The organism is Buttiauxella sp. BIGb0471, from assembly GCF_024807715.1.
GTDB classification, from domain to species: Bacteria; Pseudomonadota; Gammaproteobacteria; order Enterobacterales; family Enterobacteriaceae; genus Buttiauxella; species Buttiauxella agrestis.
Genome location: NZ_JANUEU010000004.1, coordinates 24,726 through 43,921 on the forward strand (window position 1 = coordinate 24,726; position 19,196 = coordinate 43,921).

Here is a 19,196-nt window from a genome sequence, read left to right on the forward strand (position 1 = left end):
AAGGTGTATTTGATTTGTATCAATAATCGCCATTGCTGAATCGTTAAGGTAGGCAGTAATAGAAAAGAAATTGAGGCAATTATGAGCAAAGTCAAAATCGCAATCATCGGTAATGGCATGGTCGGCCATCGCTTTATCGAAGACTTACTTGATAAAGCCCAGCCAGGCCAATTCGATATCACCGTTTTTTGTGAAGAGCCACGCAAAGCCTACGACCGCGTGCATTTATCTTCCTATTTCTCCCATCATACCGCTGAAGAATTATCCCTTGTTCGTGACGGTTTCTATGAGAAACACGGTGTAAAAGTGCTGGTTGGCGAACGCGCCATCACCATTAACCGCCAGGAAAAAGTCATTCACTCGAATACTGGCCGTACCGTGTATTACGACAAACTGGTCATGGCGACCGGTTCATACCCGTGGATCCCGCCGATTAAAGGCTCCGAAACACAAGACTGTTTCGTCTACCGCACCATTGAAGATTTGAACGCTATCGAAGCATGTGCCCGCCGCAGCAAGCGCGGCGCCGTGGTCGGTGGTGGCCTGCTCGGCCTTGAAGCCGCAGGCGCGCTGAAAAACCTCGGCGTTGAAACGCACGTTATCGAATTCGCGCCAATGCTGATGGCCGAACAGCTTGACCGCATGGGCGGCGAGCAGCTGCGCAATAAGATTGAGAGCATGGGTGTGCGCGTACATACCAGCAAAAATACGCTGGAAATCGTGCAGGAAGGTACGCAAGCGCGTAAGACCATGCGTTTCGCTGACGGCACAGACCTGGAAGTAGATTTCATCGTCTTCTCCACCGGTATCCGTCCACGCGATAAGCTGGCAACACAATGCGGCCTGGCAACAGGGCAACGCGGCGGTATCGCGGTGAATGATAGCTGCCAGACGTCTGATCCCGACATCTATGCTATTGGCGAATGCGCGAGCTGGAACAACCGCACATTCGGCCTGGTCGCCCCTGGCTACAAAATGGCCCAAGTCACGGCTGACCACCTGCTCGGTACAGAAAACGCCTTCGAAGGTGCTGATATGAGCGCCAAGCTGAAACTGCTTGGTGTGGATGTGGGCGGGATTGGTGACGCGCATGGTCGCACACCGGAATGCCGCAGCTATGTTTATCTCGACGAAAGCAAAGAAGTTTATAAGCGTCTGATTGTTAGCGCTGACAACAAAACCCTGCTCGGCGCGGTTCTGGTCGGCGATACCAGCGATTACGGCAACCTTCTGCAACTGGTTCTGAATAACATCGAACTGCCAGAGAACCCGGACGCGCTGATTCTGCCTGCGCACGCCAGCTCCGGTAAGCCGGCAATTGGTGTTGATAAACTCCCGGACAGCGCGCAAATCTGCTCTTGCTTTGATGTCACTAAAGGTCATCTGGTTAAAGCCATCAACAACGGCTGCCATACTGTCGCTGCATTGAAAGCAGAAACCAAAGCCGGCACCGGCTGTGGTGGCTGCATTCCTTTGATTACTCAAGTTTTGAATGCCGAACTGAGCAAGCAAGGTATCGAAGTTAACCATAATCTGTGCGAGCACTTCGCGTTCTCTCGCCAGGAGCTGTATCACCTGATTCGTGTGGAAGGCATTAAATCCTTCGACGAGCTGCTGCAAAAATACGGCAAAGGCTACGGCTGTGAAGTCTGTAAACCGACCGTCGGTTCTTTGCTGGCCTCTTGCTGGAACGACTATGTGCTTGCACCACAGCACACGCCGCTTCAGGACACTAACGACAACTTCCTTGGCAACATTCAGAAAGACGGGACTTACTCTGTCATTCCACGTTCCGCAGGCGGAGAAATCACACCGGAAGGTTTGATGGAAGTCGGGCGTATCGCACGCGAATACAACCTCTATACCAAAATCACCGGCTCCCAGCGTATCGGCCTGTTTGGTGCGCAGAAAGACGATTTACCAGAAATCTGGCGTCAGCTGATTGAAGCCGGTTTTGAAACGGGCCACGCCTATGCAAAAGCGTTGCGCATGGCGAAAACCTGCGTCGGCAGCACCTGGTGCCGTTACGGCGTTGGCGATAGCGTTGGCTTCGGTGTTGAGCTGGAAAACCGCTACAAAGGTATTCGTACTCCACACAAAATGAAGTTTGGTGTATCGGGCTGTACCCGTGAATGTGCTGAAGCACAGGGTAAAGATGTCGGCATCATCGCGACTGAAAAAGGCTGGAACCTGTATGTGTGCGGTAACGGCGGCATGAAACCTCGCCACGCCGATTTACTGGCCGCAGATTTAGACCGCGAAACGCTTCTCAAATATCTCGACCGTTTCATGATGTTCTACATCCGTACCGCCGACAAACTGACGCGTACCGCTCCATGGTTAGATAGCCTGGAAGGTGGCATCGAGTATCTGAAAAAAGTCATCATCGAAGACAAGCTGGGCTTGAACGATCAGCTCGAAGCCGAGCTGGAACGTCTGCGCGAAAAAGTGATTTGCGAGTGGACTGAAACGGTCAATACCCCGGAAGCTCAGGTTCGCTTCAAGCACTTCATCAACAGCCCGGTGCGCGATCCGAATGTACAAATCGTCCCTGAGCGTGAGCAGCATCGCCCGGCAACGCCATACGAGCGTATCCCGGTCACCCTGGTAGAAGAAGTGGAGGAAAATGTATGAGCCAGTGGACTACCGTTTGCCAGTTAAACGACATCCTGCCCGCTACCGGAGTTTGTGCACTAGTCGGCAATAAGCAAATTGCGATTTTCCGCCCGCGCAATGACGACCAGGTATTTGCCATCAGCAACATTGACCCGTTCTTTGAAGCGAGCGTGCTGTCGCGTGGCCTGATTGCCGAGCACCAGAATGAACTTTGGGTTGCCAGCCCGTTGAAAAAGCAGCGTTTCAGACTGCGAGACGGACTGTGCATGGAAGACGAGAGCCGCTCAATTGCGCACTACCCAGCGCGCGTACAAGACGGCCAGGTTCAGATTAAAGCTTAAGTCTTAAAACAACCCTCACCCTAACCCTCTCCCTGAGGGAGAGGGAATTAACTCGGTTTTCCCCCTCTCCCTCAGGGAGAGGGTCGGGGTGAGGGAGAAATTTCAGTTATTTATTTTTTCTTTCAATTTGTTGGGATAACAAAAATGTTCACCGATACCATTAATAAATGTGCGGCGAATGCCGCTCGCATTGCCCGATTGTCAAAAAATAACCCGCTTGGTTTCTGGATTAGCTCCGCAATGGCGGGGGCTTATGTAGGGCTTGGCATCATCCTGATTTTCACACTGGGGAATCTGGTTGACCCAGCGTTTCGCCCGTTGGTTATGGGTGCGACTTTCGGTATCGCCCTGACGCTAGTGATCATCGCAGGCTCCGAACTATTCACCGGACACACTATGTTCCTGACGTTCGGTGTGAAAGCGGGCACAATTTCTCACGGTCAGATGTGGGGTATTTTGCCGCAAACCTGGTTAGGTAACCTGGTCGGTTCGGTGTTTGTTGCCCTGCTGTACAAATGGGGTGGCGGTAGCCTGCTGCCGTTAGATACCAGCCTGGTTCACACCGCAGCGCTGGCAAAAACTTCTGCTCCTGCAATGGTGTTGTTCTTCAAAGGTGCACTGTGTAACTGGTTGGTTTGCCTTGCAATCTGGATGGCTGTCCGTACTGAAGGTGCTGCTAAATTCATTGCAATCTGGTGGTGTCTGCTGGCGTTTATCGCTTCAGGTTACGAGCACTCCATCGCGAACATGACGCTGTTTGCCCTGTCCTGGTTTGGTCATCACAGCGATGCGTACACGATGGCTGGTATCGGTCACAACCTTCTGTGGGTAACGCTTGGGAATACCCTTTCTGGCGTAGTATTCATGGGTCTGGGTTATTGGTATGCTACTCCGAAATCCGAGCGTCCACAGCCTGAGCGAATCGCCACGCCGGAGACTGCACGTCATTAATTTTTGAGGATTACCCGTGGATCACCTGCCTATATTTTGTCAATTGCAAGGTCGTGCCTGTTTGCTTGTTGGTGGTGGCGATGTTGCAGAACGTAAAGCGCGTTTGTTGATGGAGGCAGGTGCACTGGTCACTGTTAATGCCCTGGACTTCTCCCCGCAATTCCATGTGTGGGCAGAACAGGGCATGATTAGTTTGGCTCAGGGTGAATTTAATCCCGCACTGCTTGATGTTTGCTGGCTGGCCATTGCCGCAACAGACAACGATGCAGTCAATCAGCAAGTCAGCGATGCGGCTGAATCCCGCCGTATTTTCTGTAACGTGGTTGATGCGCCAAAACAGGCAAGCTTCATCATGCCATCGATTATCGACCGCTCACCGCTGATGGTTGCCGTTTCTTCTGGCGGCACCTCCCCTGTTCTTGCTCGTCTGCTACGCGAAAAACTCGAAGCCATTCTGCCGCTGCATCTGGGGAAAATTGCCTCTTATGCCGGTACGCTGCGTGGCCGGGTAAAAGCCAATTTCAAAACCATGGGCGAGCGCCGTCGCTTCTGGGAAAAGTTCTTCACCAACGATCGCCTTGCACAGTATTTAGCGAACGAAGACAAACTAGCTATCGACAAAGAAACCGAATCCATGTTCGCCACACCACTCGATCATCGTGGCGAAGTGGTGCTGGTCGGTGCAGGTCCTGGGGATGCCGGGTTGTTGACGCTCAAAGGATTACAGCAAATCCAGCAGGCTGACGTAGTGGTCTATGACCGTCTGGTATCAGATGACATTATGAACCTGGTGCGTCGCGATGCGGACCGCGTCTTCGTGGGTAAACGCGCGGGTTATCACTGCGTCCCACAAGAAGAGATTAACCAGATCCTGCTGCGTGAAGCGCAAAGCGGTAAACGCGTGGTGCGTTTGAAAGGTGGCGATCCGTTTATCTTTGGTCGTGGCGGCGAAGAGTTGGAAACCTTGTGCGAAGGCGGCATTCCGTTCTCCGTGGTACCTGGAATTACGGCGGCATCTGGCTGTTCCGCTTACTCAGGCATCCCGTTAACTCACCGCGATTACGCGCAAAGCGTGCGTCTGGTGACGGGCCACCTTAAAACAGGCGGCGAACTGGATTGGCAAAATCTGGCGGCTGAAAAACAAACGCTGGTATTTTATATGGGCTTGAACCAGGCACCCGCCATTCAGGAAAAACTCATTGAGCATGGAATGTCGGCTCAAATGCCCGTCGCGCTGGTCGAAAATGGCACTGCGGTTAAACAGCGGGTTGTGAGTGGTGTTTTAAGTGAACTGGGTGAATTATCAACCCAGGTTGAAAGCCCTGCGCTTATTATTGTCGGCAGCGTCGTTGCATTACGCGAAAAATTAAACTGGTTTTCAAATCACTAATAATCAACATAAATTTCGCCCATATCCTGTTTGGTTTCGGACTTAGCAATAATTAAGGCTTCTCATATACTGAGTAGCCTTTTTTATATATCCAAATAGTCCAATCCAATTATGATAGGGAATATCAATGATTAAGCTTGTGAGGATTACCGCATTATTCGCCGTTATCTCAACGCTGACCGCATGTAGTGGCCACATTGAAAACAAAAGCAAAAACTGTGGTTATGATTATCTGCTTCACCCAGCAATTTCTATCTCAAGAATTATCGGCGGCTGTGGCCCTGCGGATGAATCAAAATAAACAAGCTACATTAAATATGTGACACCCTCTTTATGAGGGTGTTTTTTTATATACCTTCACAACTTTTACGCAATATTCTCAATACCGTTTCTGCACCACTGCGATTTGGATTAATACGAATCATACGCTGTTCAAGCGTTGGGTCCGACTCACGGAAAGTACCTGACACGCGGTAAAAAAGCGGCGGAATTTCATATTTCGACTCAGCACCCACCGGATACGGCAATGCGCCCAGTTGTTGTGCTTTTGCCAGAACTTTTTCTGCAATCGGTTGGTGAAACTCAACCAACAAAACTTTCGATTGCGCGTTGGCGATAAATGCCTGTTTAACCTGCGCAATACTGCCCGTATTGAGTTGTTCAACCAGACTATCGTTTACCTGAGCCTGAACCGCATGCATAACAGGGGCGAACACTAATCCGCGTAACGCTTCCATGGCCTGGAAACCCTGAATCTGGCTACCGCCTGAATACATACTCTGGCGCACCGCATTCACAGCCTTTTCTGCCCCAACGACAATGCCAACGCCCGGTGGGCCGAAAAGCTTGAAACACGAGAAAGTCGAAAGAGTGGCGCCACATTCGCAACCAATACTCATCACTTTCATCACGGCATAATTATCATCTGTGAGCGATGGCAAATCGTAGTGATTAAAACAGGCGATAACCTCCTGCAAATGATACGAATCATTGATGCTCTGGCGTGTGTGTTGAATCAGTGCCGCTTGCGGACGGTGCTCTTCTATCGCCCTTTTCACTTCTTCAAGCTGATTAAAATCGGCACGAATAAGCTGCAAGCCCATTTGTTCCGCAATGACAGCAGTGGTGGGATAAAGCGGCGCATCGTGAATCAGTAAACTCCCACCTGATTTCAACAAAGCGGCTAAACCACTGCGAATTGCGCCCGTGCCTGCACCTTGCACAAGAGCCGCTGCGGGTGCGCCAAAGAAATCTGCCAGTACCGACTCAACACGCTGGGTCATTTGCGGCTGATTGAGGCCAGGCACTAAACCCAGGTCTCCGGCGCTAAGAAAATCACTGCCGGGAAAATGGCGGCAAATAGTATCCACCAGTTGAAACTGTTTACGCTGCGCCTGTTCCATCGTCAGGCTCTGCAAAGGCCAGGTTTTCACTTTATGCACTCCGTGAAGCCCACCGCCCTTCAGGGCCGTGGGCAAAGAGAGAAATCAGACCGGAATAAACAGGCCGCAATAATAGAGAATATTCAGCACGATACCGGTGATCAGCACCGCCACGACCGGTGAGGCCATTTTCTGAATCGGACGTCCCAAAGCTTCGTTCAGGAAATAGAGCGCCGCCGCGATGGTAAAGCCGGTGTAACCCGCCATTTTGATAGCCGCAAAAATAGAACCTACCAACAGCGCCATTTCCATCAGCATATTCATCGCGTTACGAATGTTGTCCGATGCGTTACGCACAGACGGGTAACGTCCCAGCCATTTGCCGATGGAACGCAACAGTAACACTTCGGCTGAAATCACTACCGCCCCCACAATAAAGGCTAATAGCGGGTTGGAGATGAGATACCCTGCGGCATAGACAAATGTAAAACCTGCCACAGCGTAAACACCCGTCGCCAGCGCCGTAGTGGCAATCAGCGGCACGAACCCAAGCCCGCGCATAAATTCGGCAAGTGCTGCCTGATGGATCAGCGTTTGTGATTGTTCCGGTGTAATACCGGCTGAATATGCCTTCTCAAGCGTAAAGATCGACACTTCAGAACCGGCGAAGATCTTCATGCTGGCAACCACCGCAATCAACCCGCCGACAATCGCTATAAACGGCAGGTTTTTGATGATGCGCGATGTGCGCTCTTCAAAGACAGAAAGCCCTCCGTCATCGTGCTCGCGTTCATCACGGGTACGATGATCCTGAGCAATCGCAATCCCCAGCAGCATCACCATGCCGACGAAAATTTCGATAGATTCAGGATTGAGATGTGGGAAGAAACGCACAATCAGCACGCGGGTCATCAACACCACAAACGCCGCAAACAGACTGTTCTTCCAGCCAAACTGGTAAAAAATGGCTACCAGCGGGAACAGAGCAAAAGCGGAAACGACCGGCGAACTTAACTCGCCAAGCGACCCGAGCACATCCACCGGGAGGGCTGTCAGCAAATGGTTAACCGGGATCAGGCAAGTCAGGATCAACACGCCCCAGACCGCTCCCATACCAAACGCCAACAGGCTGTTTGCCGCTAATACCCCGAGAATATCGGTCGGCAGGAATAACAGCCAGGCGTTCAGCAAACCGGTTTTGAGCGTGAATGAAATCCCGACCGAGGCCACAAAGCCAATACTCAGGCCGAAAGCGATACTGCCTGCTTCGCGGCGATTCATATTACCTTCGATAAGCTGAGGCAGGATGGGGCGAATACCATCGTGGAACACTGCCGCTGACTTATGCGCCAGCAGCGCCGTCATCCCGGTCAGGCAAGCCACCACAACTATCTGAATATAGAAATCCATAGCGTTGCCTTTATTTTAAATGAGCAATAAGCATCGGGATGGCATGTTCGATATGCTCCACCGACAGGCCAAAAGCGACTTTCCCATCCGCAACCATTTTGGCGACCTGCTCTTCCTTCGCCTTAATTCCTGGCTTCGCAATCGTGCAGCTTTTGTTGTAACCAATCACGGCGATAGCAATCGACAGCGCCGCGCCAGCGCCGGTATTACAGGCACCAATGTAGTAATCGAGCTGGCCTGATTTCACTTTCATAGCCGCTTCCATATCGTTGTAAATAAACACTTCAAAGCAGTCAGGTGCGGACGTCTCGATAGTTTTTTTAATAAGTTCGCGCTGTAAGCCAGCAACACCGATCTTTTTCATGGGAAATCCTTATTTAAAGAAGACAGAGGGGTTGTCACGTAACATCAAATCAACGTCGGCCTGAGAGAAACCCGCCTCCAGCAACAAAGGCACAAACGTTGTCAGCAAATAATCAAAACCGAGGCCGCCGTTGGCTTTTAAATGCGAGCGGCGAGTAATATCCATGGAGAGCATGACGTGGTCGAGTAAGCCGCGGCTGGCGATTTCTTGCAGCATCGCTACGCGCTTCGCGTCCGGGTAATAGTTGTTTTTGCCGATGGTATCGAACTGGACATACGCGCCCTGCTCAATCATGCGCAGAATGTTGTCGAGGTTATCTTTCAGGTCGCAATGGCCGACAACCACGCGGGACAGATCCACGCCGTAGCTTTTGAGTAACGCCAGTTGTTCCAGGCCCATGGTGCTAAAAGAGGTATGCGTCGAAATTGGACGCCCTGTTTCACGGTGTGCCATCGCCGCGGCAGAAAATACTTTTGCTTCATCCGGCGTGATGACGTCCACGCTTGAGCCGATTTCAGCAATGATTCCCGCTTTAAGCTCAGAGCCTTCAATGCCGATTTCGATTTCGTCGATCATCTCCTGCGCCAGTTTTTCTGCGCTGGTACTGGCAACGTGTTCGGGGAAGAAGTCATGCTGGTAATAGCCGGTGCAGGCTACTACGTTCATGCCGGTGTCACGCATAATATCGAGCATAAACTGCGGGTTACGCCCCATATAGCGGTTAGTCATCTCAATGATGTTGCGCACGCCTAATCCGTAAAGCGTTTTCATTTCCGCACAAATCAGATCGTATTGATCCAGGCGGCAATCAATATTGTTTTTGAATGACGACAAGTCGATATGCAAATGCTCGTGAGCATAGGTATAACCCGACGCGTCAATTCGCAGCGGTTCAGCCATGATTGCCTCCGGTATTGGAAGTATTAAGAAGTGACAGGAATGAAGTGCCGTTTTGTGGCGCGCTTGCCGCGAAGAATTCGCAGACTGTCGCACCGACATCAGACAGTGTTTTTCTGGCGCCTAGGTATGAATGGGATATACCAGGCTGCCAGACCAGAAGCGGGACATTTTCGCGGGTGTGCTTGCTATGGCCGATAGTCGGATCGTTGCCGTGATCGGCCATAACCACCAGACAGTCGCCGGGTTGTAGCGCATTCATCAGGCGCGCGAGATTTTTATCGACCACTTCCAGGCGCTCAGCATAACGCGCAACGTCCTGGGCATGGCCGGCCAAATCAGTTTCCTGAATATTGGTGCAGATAAAAACATCACCCGGCTTTTGTACTTCATCAAGCGTGATGTCCATGATCTGTTGGGTATCAACGAGGTTCTGATAACTGATGCCGTGCGGGTTAAGAGCAATATCAGCGACTTTACCGACTAACACCGTTTTGACGCCTGCGTCATGTAATTTTTGCGGCACCTGCACGCGACCATTCACGCCAAAACCCATATGCACAACCTGGAAGCCCTGCTGATATACACCCGATCGCGGCGCGTTGACGCCGATATAAGTGCCCTGTTTTTCTTCGGCTGCATCAAGAAGTTGCTGGCTGCTTTCCAGTAACCCGCCAAAAGCAATCACCCGCCCGACTTGCACACAGTGACGCACGATTTCTCCGATGGAGCGAACTTCGTCGAAGGAGATGGCGTTTAAATTAGCGCTGATGTTAAACACCTGACCAAGGTCGGCCTCGAGATTATCGCCAATCGCCACCGCCTGATTCACCCATAAAAATTGCAGCTCATCACCTATCCGTTCGACCTGCCAACAATCGGCTTTTAATGCTTGCTCAACTTCATCAATAACCTCTGAGAAAGGCATACGCAGCGGGGCTTGAGGCCGGGTTCCAAGTATTTCCTGGTGTCCCATGAAAGTATCGCCACCTTCATGTTGCAGCGCTGCCGTCCCGTAAGCTGCGTTTACCGAAGGGCGCATGACGCCTTCGGTAAAACCCAACGCATTAATCAGGCCGAGTTTTTCAAGCACCGGCAAACGCAATTGCGGGAAATGCCGCAAAATATGCCCACAGGTATTTGCACCCATATCTTCAGACCTGACTTGCGGAACATCATCCATAGCGCCCACGCCAAAACTGTCTATCACCACCACCACAAACTTACTCACGTAGACCTCCGCAAATGGGGTTACCGAGACTGTCATAAAGCGCTTCGAGCACTGGGTTTCCGTGACTGATTCCAGAAACCAGGGCCACATCGCTGCGCGTTACAAATACTTGCGTGCGAAAACACATCACGACCGGTGCACCGACCGGGAATTTACCTTCCAGCCCGATGTGATAATCAATACTGCTGTCATCCATTGGCAATAAATTTGCGCGAGAAGGAGCGCTGCTCGACACCGGATAAACCAGGGCATTTTGAGCATGACCCCGACGATAGTAGCCACCGCCAAAGCAGTAACTATTCCCCTGAAATTGATGTGATACTTCAGTGAGATACAACATAGCGATGCGTTCTGGCTGGTCGCCACGCTGGTTGGCGGGAATCGTCCCGGTTAGCGCGTGGCCGGGTTCAGCATGTGTTACGCCATACCCGGCAAGCTGCGGCAACGTGCTGCAACTTGAAGCCGACGGCGCATTCAGTTGAGCGATTTCAATGCCCAGGCTACGAAGTTGGTCGCGAGCCTGCAAAAGCGTATGTAGATTCTGCGTAGGCAGCGTTTTGCGTAATTCGTCATCCCACAGCAGGCACGGGAAATGAGTCAGCCCTGAGATTTTCACACCGGGCATTTTGCCGATAGCGGCGACGGTATTCTCAAGATCGGATAGAGGAAATCCTGCTTCCTGCCCCGGATAAAGTTTGTCTTTCTCATCGAAGACTTTCAGCATAATGGGTTGGATAAGCCCGAAGCGCTGCGCTGCATTTGAGATTTCACGCACCTTCTCCAGCGAAAAAACGGTCATCATTTCCGTCGAAGCGGCGACATTTTCTGTGACCAGGCTGGTAGGTGTCTGCACCAAATGGCCCACGTGCGAGACGGGTACTTCAGCATTGCGCAGCGTGCGGGCTTCTTTAAAATCCACTGCGACGGTGCCGTGAAAACCAAGTTCAATCAGTCGTTTTGCCATCCACGGATTACGCCCGATTTGTTTGGTCATCAGATACAGCGTGATGCCGTGGCTTTGGGCAATTTCCAGCAGACGACGACCGTTCTCCAGAACCTGGTCAACGTCGATAACGCAGGTATCTGGCAGAATATCGCCCTGACGCCATAACCTTATTGCGGCCTCAATCAACGCCGGATTTTGTGCCTTGAGTGCTTCAATAAACATGCCCTTGCCTCTCGACTCCATGATGCAAAAAACTCTAAATAATCATTTTTTTGAATATTTAAAGCAAAGCAGTGAACGAATAAAAAAGATTTAGCTTTTACTGACCATCCACAGGCTAAACAGGTTGGCCAGCAGATAGCCCTCTTCATTGGGATGAAGCGTGACATCAAACGGTGCCAGCATTGCCCGATGAATCGGCAGAAGTTCTGGATAGGCCTGCGACATGACAATTTCCTCAAGCAATTCTTCGTCAAGCGGGCCGATTTCCTCACCACGGCGGCTGCGCATCAATGCGTTCGCCATGTGCGTGATAGCCATTTCTCCTTGCTCATTTCGCACCGGGATCGCCCATACGCTCTCTAGCTGCTCAACCACACCGAGCATACCTTCGCAAATATCCCGGTCGATAATCCCCGCATCACACAATAGATTTAGCCGCTCTTCCACTGCCCTTACCTCTTAATGAAACTTAGTAACTTGGCTCCTGCTCGCCCTGTAACACTCTTTGTTGATGGGCAAGCAGCTCACTTTTGTTCACTACCGTGCGCAGCAATTGCTGGATGGGCACATCCTCCGCACGCGTTAATACCACGGCTTCGGAGGCCTGCACGTAACGCGGGTCACCGTTTAACGGCTGTGCCACCAGACCGAGCAATTCCAAATCGGCCTCGCCACCCACGTTCCAGATGACGGCATCAATTTCACCCTTCGCGATGCGGTTGATACACTCGTGGTAAGGCACATCAAGTATCTCAACCGGCTGACCAGAAAAGTAAATCTCGGTCATGATGCGCTGGTCAGCAGAACGTGAGTCCAGCCCAACACGCTTAATCTGTTGATCGCCTGCGCGGCAAATCAGCTTGTGCTCTCCGACGTAGGTGTGCGGGCCAAGCTCCAGCGCCATACAAACATCAGTGTTATCAAGATAACTTTGCGCGGCCAGCCGGGAAACGACCGCCAGGTCATAAACGCCATTGAGCAAACATTCGACACGGACATCTGAGCCACGCATATGCGCGTAATAAAACGGAATATCATCAAACTGCGCTTTCAAACCGCTAGCTAAACCTTCGTAAAGACGGGTGTAGGGCAACGGCATGGCACACACTACATTACCAATATCAGCAAAAGCCAATAAGGCTTTGTTATCCATGCTCACCAGATAGCTGCCATTACGCCCACGACGCTCAACAGATACCACCCCCGCTTTCTCAAGAGTTTTTAGTGCGGCTTGAATCAGCCCGACTGAGAATCGACATTCTGTTGCAAGTTCGTCGATAGTTTTCAGTCGGTTACCATTTTTCTCACCCAGTAAATAACGTGCCAGGCTCGCCTGGGCGACACCTTCTTTCTTGATAAAGCTACGGCTCATAATTAATCTTCATTTTATTGAATGGTTATATCTTCATTAAAATGAATATAAATGGCAAACGTGAAATATGCAAAAAGAGAATGGGGTCACAAAAGATATTTAGCGGGGGAATGGTTGGGAGGGGTCGCCCTCACCCCAGCCCTCTCCCCCCAGGAGAGGGAGAAAACCGATTAATCCCTTCTCCCTCAGGGAGAAGGTTGGGATGAGGGTTGTGTTAAATATTAAGGCTGTGCCACAAAGCCAATCACTTCATAGACTTTCTTCAGCGTAGCACTGGCGTGTGCGCGGGCTTTATCGGAGCCATCTTTCATCACTTGCTGCAAATAGGCTTCGTCATTACGGAAACGGTGGAAACGCTCCTGCAATTCAGTGAGCATGCCAGAAACCGCCTCAGCAACTTCACCTTTCAGGTGACCATACATTTTGCCTTCGAAGTGCTGCTCAAGCTCAGTAATGGATTTACCCGTCACACCGGAAAGAATATCCAACATGTTGGAGACGCCCGCTTTGCTGGCGGTATCGTAGCGCACAACAGGCGGCTCGTCGGAGTCGGTTACTGCGCGTTTGATTTTCTTCACGACGGCTTTCGGGTCTTCCAGCAGGCCAATAACGTTATTACGGTTATCGTCTGATTTTGACATTTTCTTGGTCGGCTCAAGCAGAGACATCACACGAGCACCGGATTTCGGAATAAACGGTTCAGGCACTTTGAACACATCACCGTACAGCGCATTGAAACGTGAAGCGATATCGCGACTCAGTTCCAGGTGCTGTTTCTGATCTTCGCCGACCGGCACCAGATTGGTCTGGTACAGCAAAATATCTGCGGCCATCAGCACCGGGTAATCGAAAAGACCGGCGTTAATGTTTTCCGCATAACGGGAAGACTTGTCTTTAAACTGAGTCATACGGCTCAGCTCACCGAAATAGGTGTAGCAGTTCAGCACCCAGCCCAGTTGCGCATGTTCTGGCACATGGGACTGTACAAAGATAGTGCTTTTAGCCGGGTCGATACCGCAAGCCAGATACAACGCCAGCGTATCGAGAGTACGGCTGCGTAGCTGTGTCGCATCCTGACGCGCGGTAATCGCATGCTGATCGACGATGCAGTAAATGCAGTCGTAATCATCTTGCATATGGACCCACTGACGCAGCGCACCCATGTAGTTACCAATGGTCAATTCACCTGATGGCTGTGCGCCACTAAAGACAATGGGTTTACTCATGTTCTGATTCCTGATGTTCTTTGCTAGATAGCCCTAATGCGGGCAGTAAATCGTTGAAGTGGTCAAACACGTAATCCGGTTTGCTCAGCTCGATAGACTCACCGTAGTTGTAACCGTAAGTCAGGCCAATTGAGCAGCATCCGGCAGCTTGAGCCGCCAGAATATCGTTGCGAGAATCACCGACAAACAACAGCTCATCCGCGCCGAGGTTCAGCTGCTCCATCACTTTGTGCAGAGCTTCTGGATGTGGCTTTTTGTTTTCCACATCGTCGCCGCCAATAATGACGCTGAAGTAATGCGCAATACCTAACTTTTCCAGCATCGGTAGGACAAATGGCGTCGGCTTATTCGTCACCAGCCCCATCGGCAGGCCTTTTTCCTTCAGTGCCGCCAATGTGGTAGCCACTTCAGGGAACAGGAAACTGCCCTCTTGCGCCGTTTGAGCATAGAAGGTATCAAACAGTTTACGCGCGATACGGCATTTGTCGGCTTCAGGCTCTTCGCCTTTTAATGCCCAGGTCAGCGCACGCTGAACCAGAACATCAGCCCCATTACCAATCCACTTCTCAACTTTTTCTTCACCGGCGGTCGGCAATTCCAGCGCATACAGCGCCTGGTCCATTGCTTGTGTCAGACCCAGTGCAGTGTCTACCAGCGTACCGTCTAAATCGAAGGCGATACCGCGAATTTTATTTAACTTATTCATGACTTACCTTTGCCAACTCGCTGCGCATACTGTCAATAACGGCTTTGTAATTTGGCTGGTTGAAGATTGCGGAACCCGCAACAAACATATCTGCACCTGCTGCGGCAATTTCAGCAATGTTGTCGACCTTCACGCCACCGTCAACTTCCAGGCGAATGTCATAGCCGGAAGCATCGATGCGTTCACGCACCTGACGCAGTTTTTCCAGCGTATGAGGAATAAATGACTGACCGCCAAAACCTGGGTTCACGGACATCAGCAAAATGACATCCAGTTTATCCATGACGTGATCAAGCCAACTCAGAGAGGTTGCCGGGTTGAATACCAGACCGGCTTTACAGCCGTGTTCTTTGATGAGTTGCAAGGATCGGTCAACGTGTTCTGAGGCTTCCGGGTGGAAGGTGATGATGTTGGCACCTGCGGCGGCGAAATCCGGAATGATACGGTCAACGGGTTTCACCATCAGATGCACATCAACAGGGGCAGTAATACCGTAATCACGCAGCGACTTTAACACCATCGGGCCGATAGTGAGATTCGGTACATAATGGTTATCCATAACATCGAAATGGACGACATCCGCACCAGCAGCCAGCACCGCAGCCGTATCTTCACCCAGGCGGGCAAAATCGGCTGAGAGGATTGAGGGGGCAATCAAAAACTGTTTCATCCGCTTCTCCAATTGCAAATCAAAAACGACTGCGGACGAAACGTCTCAGGCACCGACTTTATACAGCGCCAGCAGTTCGTCCACCTTGTTTCGTGCTCCACCATTTCGGCTAATACTGCGACGCACTTGTACAACATGCAGTTTTGCCTGGTGATACCACAACCGAGTGAGTTCAGTATCGTGATTGGAAATCAATACGGGAATGCGATTTCCCCGCAGGTTTTCCGCAAGCTGCGCCAGATGTTGCTGTTGCACCATGTTAAAGCTATCGGTGTGGTATGCAGTAAAATTAGCCGTTGCAGACAAAGGCGCATACGGCGGGTCGCAATAGACAACTGACCCGGCACTCACATCCGACATGCTGACATCGTACGACTGGCACAGGAATGTCGCGTTTTGTGCTCGTTCGGCAAAATGATACAACTCTTCTTCAGGGAAGTAGGGTTTGATGTAGCGGCCAAACGGGACATTGAATTCACCACGTAGGTTATAACGACACAGGCCGTTGTAACAATGGCGGTTCAGATATAAAAACAGCAGCGCACGACGAAACTCATCTTTGCACTGGTTAAATTCGGCACGATTGAGATAAAACGACTGCTCATCGTTTTGTTCAGCAGTAAAAAGTTTACGGGACTCCTGAACGTACTCATCTGTGCGGGTTTTGACGATGTTATAGAGGTTAATCAGATCGCTATTGATATCTGCGAGGATATAGCGGGAGTAATCAGTATTCAGAAAGACTGAGCCGGCACCGACGAACGGCTCAATCAGACAATCACCTTTCGGCAGATACTTTTTAATGTCTTCGAGCAGGGGGTATTTCCCCCCCGCCCACTTAAGAAAAGCGCGATTTTTTTTCATGCTGCCTAACTATTTACACCTTTTCCTGCTGTGGAAAGGCTCCAACAGCGGCTGCGCTTGTTCATCACTTCAGATCAGACTGAACCTGATGGATAGGTTTTGCCCATGGGTTCTTGGCCTGAACATCAGCTGGCAATGTTGCAACGGCACGTTTTGCCTCATCTTTGTTGGCATAGATACCGCTAACCAAAACATACCATGGCTGGCCGTTTCGCACCGTCTGGTAAACCATGTAGTGTTGCAGATTCTCTTTCTTCGCCCAGGCATTCAAATTTGCTGAGTTTGAAGAAGAGCTAAGCTGCAAAGTGTAATGGCTACCCGGCGCGCCTTTGATTGCGCCAGCATCACCGGCTACGGCACCTGTTGCTGCTGTCGCTGGTGCGGCGGCAGCAGCTTTCGGTGCAGGAGCTGCTGCGGTTTCGGTTGCTTTCGGCGCAGTTGCAGTCACCGGAGCTTTCGCTGGTGCGGTCGCTGTTGGTGCTGGAGTAGCAACAGGCTCGCTACGTTTAGCTGTCGCAACCGGTTTTGGTTCTGCTTTCACGGCAGGCTGTTTAGCAGGTTGAGCTTTGTGTTGTGGCTCAATGACTGCAGTTTTACGTTCCTGACGAGGTGCGGCTTGCTTCACTGGCTCTGATTTCGCAACAGGACGCGGCGCTGTAGTCGCACCATTGCTGCCAGCTACTGCTGCAACGGTCGCTGGGGCCGTTGGTAATGTCGAGCTGTTCATTGCGTTATCAATCTGACCAGATTGTTGCGTCAGTGCATTATTCAAGTCGCCCGGGACTTCCACACGCTGCTGGCCCTGAGGTGCAGGCTGAGTCTGTGCTTCAGTGGGTGTTGAAGAAATGGCTGGAAGCGTCACTTCTTGCGGGTTACCAGCATTTTCTGTCTGATTAGTCGCAGCGGTATTACCTGGTTGTGGCTGTGCACCGTTAGCTTGATCGGCTGGGCTGCCACTGGAGCCAGATAAATCAATGTTTTTCTCCGCACCCGGCTGCTGATTTACAGTTTCGGTGTCGGTAGATGGGGCTTTAAGCGCCGAACCAATTCCAATGATCAACAGCAATAGCACAAGAATGCCAATGCCCATCATCAGATGCTGGCGGGATACCGGAACTTTAGGCTTAGCGGATTTCTTACGGGCGCGCGCCGGGCGACGTTCTTCTGCGTCAACTTGCAGGTTATCATCGCTCTCATACTCTTCTTCATCACGAGTACGGCGGGAACGCGCTGGACGAGGTTCGTCGGCATCTAACTCAACATCATCGACATTGATTTGCGGTTCACTTTCACGCTCATCAGCTCTGCGGGTACGACCTGAACGGCGATCGCTTGGATCGGGTTTCAGTTCGTCTTCCGGTTTAAACTCATCCATTTAACACCCCACTCAAAGGCTTATGCCAGCGATTCAAACTCAGCACATCACCTGAAGTTAAAAATCGCCTGACAACAGCGACCGAAATTTCTAATAATTAAGCCTGCTGACAATCAGCAATGGCGGACAAAACGACATCGTGTGGCACTCCGCCACGCATTTCACTCTTCCCGATTGCCAGTGGCAGCACTAAGCGCAGCTCACCAGCCAAAACTTTCTTGTCACGCATCATGTGGGGCATATACGCGTCGGCTGACATTTCTTTCGGCCCGGTGACTGGCAGCCCAGCGCGTTGCAGCAACTTAATGATTCGCTGTACATCGGCTTCGCTGAAGTTTCCAAGACGCTGAGCTGTTCGTGCTGCCATTACCATACCTGCGGCAACAGCTTCACCATGCAGCCAATTGCCATAACCCATTTCAGCTTCTATAGCGTGACCAAAGGTGTGGCCCAAATTCAGTAAAGCACGTAAGCCGCTTTCGCGCTCGTCGGCGGCAACAACTTCCGCTTTAAGCTCACAACAACGGCGGATGCACCAGGCCATAGCTTCACCATCAAGCGCCAGCAAGGCATCCAGGTTTTCCTCAAGCCAGTTGAAGAATTCACCGTCGAGAATAATTCCGTACTTAATCACCTCTGCCAGGCCAGATGCTAACTCCCGCGCCGGTAACGTATTCAGACAGTCGAGATCCACCACGACCGAAGCCGGTTGATAGAACGCGCCAATCATATTTTTACCAAGGGGGTGGTTAACGGCTGTTTTTCCGCCGACAGAAGAATCCACTTGCGAAAGCAATGTGGTTGGAACTTGAATAAAACGCACGCCACGTTGATAGCTCGCCGCAGCAAAGCCCGTCAGGTCTCCAACGACACCGCCACCAAGGGCTATAAGTGTCGTATCACGACCATGTGGCTTTTCAAGCAACGCAGTAAAGACCGTGTCTAATACAGCGAGGCTTTTAAATTGTTCGCCATCCGGAAGGATGACGGAATCGACTTTAACGCCCGCCTGCTCAAGCACGCCACGCACCTTATCCAGGTAGAGCGGCGCCAGGGTTTCATTGGTCACCAGCATCGTTTGGTCGCCAGCTTTCAGCGGCCCAAAAGATGCCGAGTCACTAAATAACCCAGCAGCAATGGTGATAGGGTAACTACGTTCCCCGAGAGTGACTGTTAACCTCTCCATAACGCGAAGTCCACCTTGATGTTGCTTAGCCCGCAGGCGTTTTTATC

At 51.2% G+C, this 19,196-nt stretch carries 19 protein-coding genes; 5 read left to right on the forward strand and 14 right to left on the reverse strand.

Features of this window, described 5'->3' with window-relative positions:
• The first annotated feature begins 81 nt into the window (after positions 1–81).
• The 5 genes from nirB (at position 82) to M2371_RS14025 (ending at position 5,599) form a co-directional block, all read left to right on the forward strand.
• Positions 82–2,634, forward strand: a complete 2,553-nt coding sequence (nirB, locus tag M2371_RS14005; RefSeq protein WP_172893055.1) for a nitrite reductase large subunit NirB — start codon at positions 82–84, stop codon at positions 2,632–2,634.
• Positions 2,631–2,957 carry a nitrite reductase small subunit NirD gene (gene nirD / locus M2371_RS14010; RefSeq protein WP_034499097.1) on the forward strand — a complete coding sequence of 109 codons (327 nt, stop codon included), beginning with the start codon at positions 2,631–2,633 and terminating at the stop codon, positions 2,955–2,957. Before nirB ends, nirD begins: the two co-directional genes overlap by 4 nt.
• Before the next feature lie 144 nt (positions 2,958–3,101).
• Complete coding sequence (nirC, locus tag M2371_RS14015) at positions 3,102–3,908, forward strand: nitrite transporter NirC (RefSeq protein WP_034499100.1); 807 nt, start codon at positions 3,102–3,104, stop codon at positions 3,906–3,908.
• A 16-nt stretch (positions 3,909–3,924) separates the two neighbouring features.
• Positions 3,925–5,298, forward strand: coding sequence for a siroheme synthase CysG (gene cysG / locus M2371_RS14020; RefSeq protein ID WP_259267972.1), 1,374 nt, complete (start codon positions 3,925–3,927; stop codon positions 5,296–5,298).
• A gap of 127 nt (positions 5,299–5,425) precedes the next feature.
• Complete coding sequence (locus M2371_RS14025; RefSeq protein ID WP_259267973.1) at positions 5,426–5,599, forward strand: YhfL family protein; 174 nt, start codon at positions 5,426–5,428, stop codon at positions 5,597–5,599.
• 46 nt (positions 5,600–5,645) lie between these two features.
• Here M2371_RS14025 and M2371_RS14030 read toward each other — a convergent pair whose 3' ends face one another.
• The 14 genes from M2371_RS14030 to aroB form a co-directional block, all read right to left on the reverse strand.
• A complete protein-coding gene (locus tag M2371_RS14030) occupies positions 5,646–6,731 on the reverse strand; it encodes an aminotransferase class V-fold PLP-dependent enzyme (RefSeq protein ID WP_259267974.1) in 1,086 nt (361 codons plus the stop codon).
• 54 nt (positions 6,732–6,785) lie between these two features.
• A complete protein-coding gene (locus M2371_RS14035) occupies positions 6,786–8,090 on the reverse strand; it encodes a YhfT family protein (protein WP_034499109.1) in 1,305 nt (434 codons plus the stop codon).
• A gap of 10 nt (positions 8,091–8,100) precedes the next feature.
• Positions 8,101–8,454, reverse strand: a complete 354-nt coding sequence (locus M2371_RS14040; RefSeq protein WP_034499110.1) for a DUF2620 domain-containing protein — start codon at positions 8,452–8,454, stop codon at positions 8,101–8,103.
• Positions 8,455–8,463: 9 nt separating this feature from the next.
• Positions 8,464–9,354: a phosphotriesterase-related protein gene (locus M2371_RS14045; RefSeq protein WP_404979393.1), complete on the reverse strand. Its 891-nt coding sequence runs from the start codon at positions 9,352–9,354 to the stop codon at positions 8,464–8,466.
• On the reverse strand, positions 9,347–10,582 hold the full coding sequence (locus M2371_RS14050; RefSeq protein ID WP_259267975.1) for a phosphopentomutase: 1,236 nt from the start codon (positions 10,580–10,582) through the stop codon (positions 9,347–9,349). The genes M2371_RS14045 and M2371_RS14050 overlap by 8 nt, the downstream gene beginning before the upstream one ends.
• A complete protein-coding gene (locus tag M2371_RS14055; RefSeq protein WP_259267976.1) occupies positions 10,575–11,750 on the reverse strand; it encodes a YhfX family PLP-dependent enzyme in 1,176 nt (391 codons plus the stop codon). The genes M2371_RS14050 and M2371_RS14055 overlap by 8 nt, the downstream gene beginning before the upstream one ends.
• A 90-nt stretch (positions 11,751–11,840) precedes the next feature.
• Positions 11,841–12,197 (reverse strand): PRD domain-containing protein, encoded by a 357-nt coding sequence (locus M2371_RS14060; RefSeq protein WP_172893049.1) that lies wholly within the window; start codon positions 12,195–12,197, stop codon positions 11,841–11,843.
• Between the two features lie 22 nt (positions 12,198–12,219).
• Positions 12,220–13,122, reverse strand: coding sequence for a GntR family transcriptional regulator YhfZ (yhfZ, locus tag M2371_RS14065; RefSeq protein ID WP_259267977.1), 903 nt, complete (start codon positions 13,120–13,122; stop codon positions 12,220–12,222).
• 221 nt (positions 13,123–13,343) lie between these two features.
• Positions 13,344–14,348 carry a tryptophan--tRNA ligase gene (gene trpS, locus M2371_RS14070; protein ID WP_034499123.1) on the reverse strand — a complete coding sequence of 335 codons (1,005 nt, stop codon included), beginning with the start codon at positions 14,346–14,348 and terminating at the stop codon, positions 13,344–13,346.
• On the reverse strand, positions 14,341–15,054 hold the full coding sequence (locus tag M2371_RS14075; protein ID WP_172893047.1) for a phosphoglycolate phosphatase: 714 nt from the start codon (positions 15,052–15,054) through the stop codon (positions 14,341–14,343). The genes trpS and M2371_RS14075 overlap by 8 nt, the downstream gene beginning before the upstream one ends.
• A complete protein-coding gene (gene rpe, locus M2371_RS14080) occupies positions 15,047–15,724 on the reverse strand; it encodes a ribulose-phosphate 3-epimerase (RefSeq protein ID WP_034499126.1) in 678 nt (225 codons plus the stop codon). Before rpe ends, M2371_RS14075 begins: the two co-directional genes overlap by 8 nt.
• A gap of 45 nt (positions 15,725–15,769) precedes the next feature.
• On the reverse strand, positions 15,770–16,588 hold the full coding sequence (dam, locus tag M2371_RS14085; protein ID WP_115627071.1) for an adenine-specific DNA-methyltransferase: 819 nt from the start codon (positions 16,586–16,588) through the stop codon (positions 15,770–15,772).
• Between the two features lie 64 nt (positions 16,589–16,652).
• The gene (gene damX / locus M2371_RS14090) at positions 16,653–17,963 is read right to left on the reverse strand and encodes a cell division protein DamX (protein ID WP_172893045.1); all 1,311 of its coding nucleotides are present in this window, start codon (positions 17,961–17,963) and stop codon (positions 16,653–16,655) included.
• A gap of 97 nt (positions 17,964–18,060) precedes the next feature.
• Positions 18,061–19,149, reverse strand: a complete 1,089-nt coding sequence (gene aroB / locus M2371_RS14095) for a 3-dehydroquinate synthase (protein WP_115627069.1) — start codon at positions 19,147–19,149, stop codon at positions 18,061–18,063.
• Positions 19,150–19,196 lie beyond the last annotated feature (47 nt).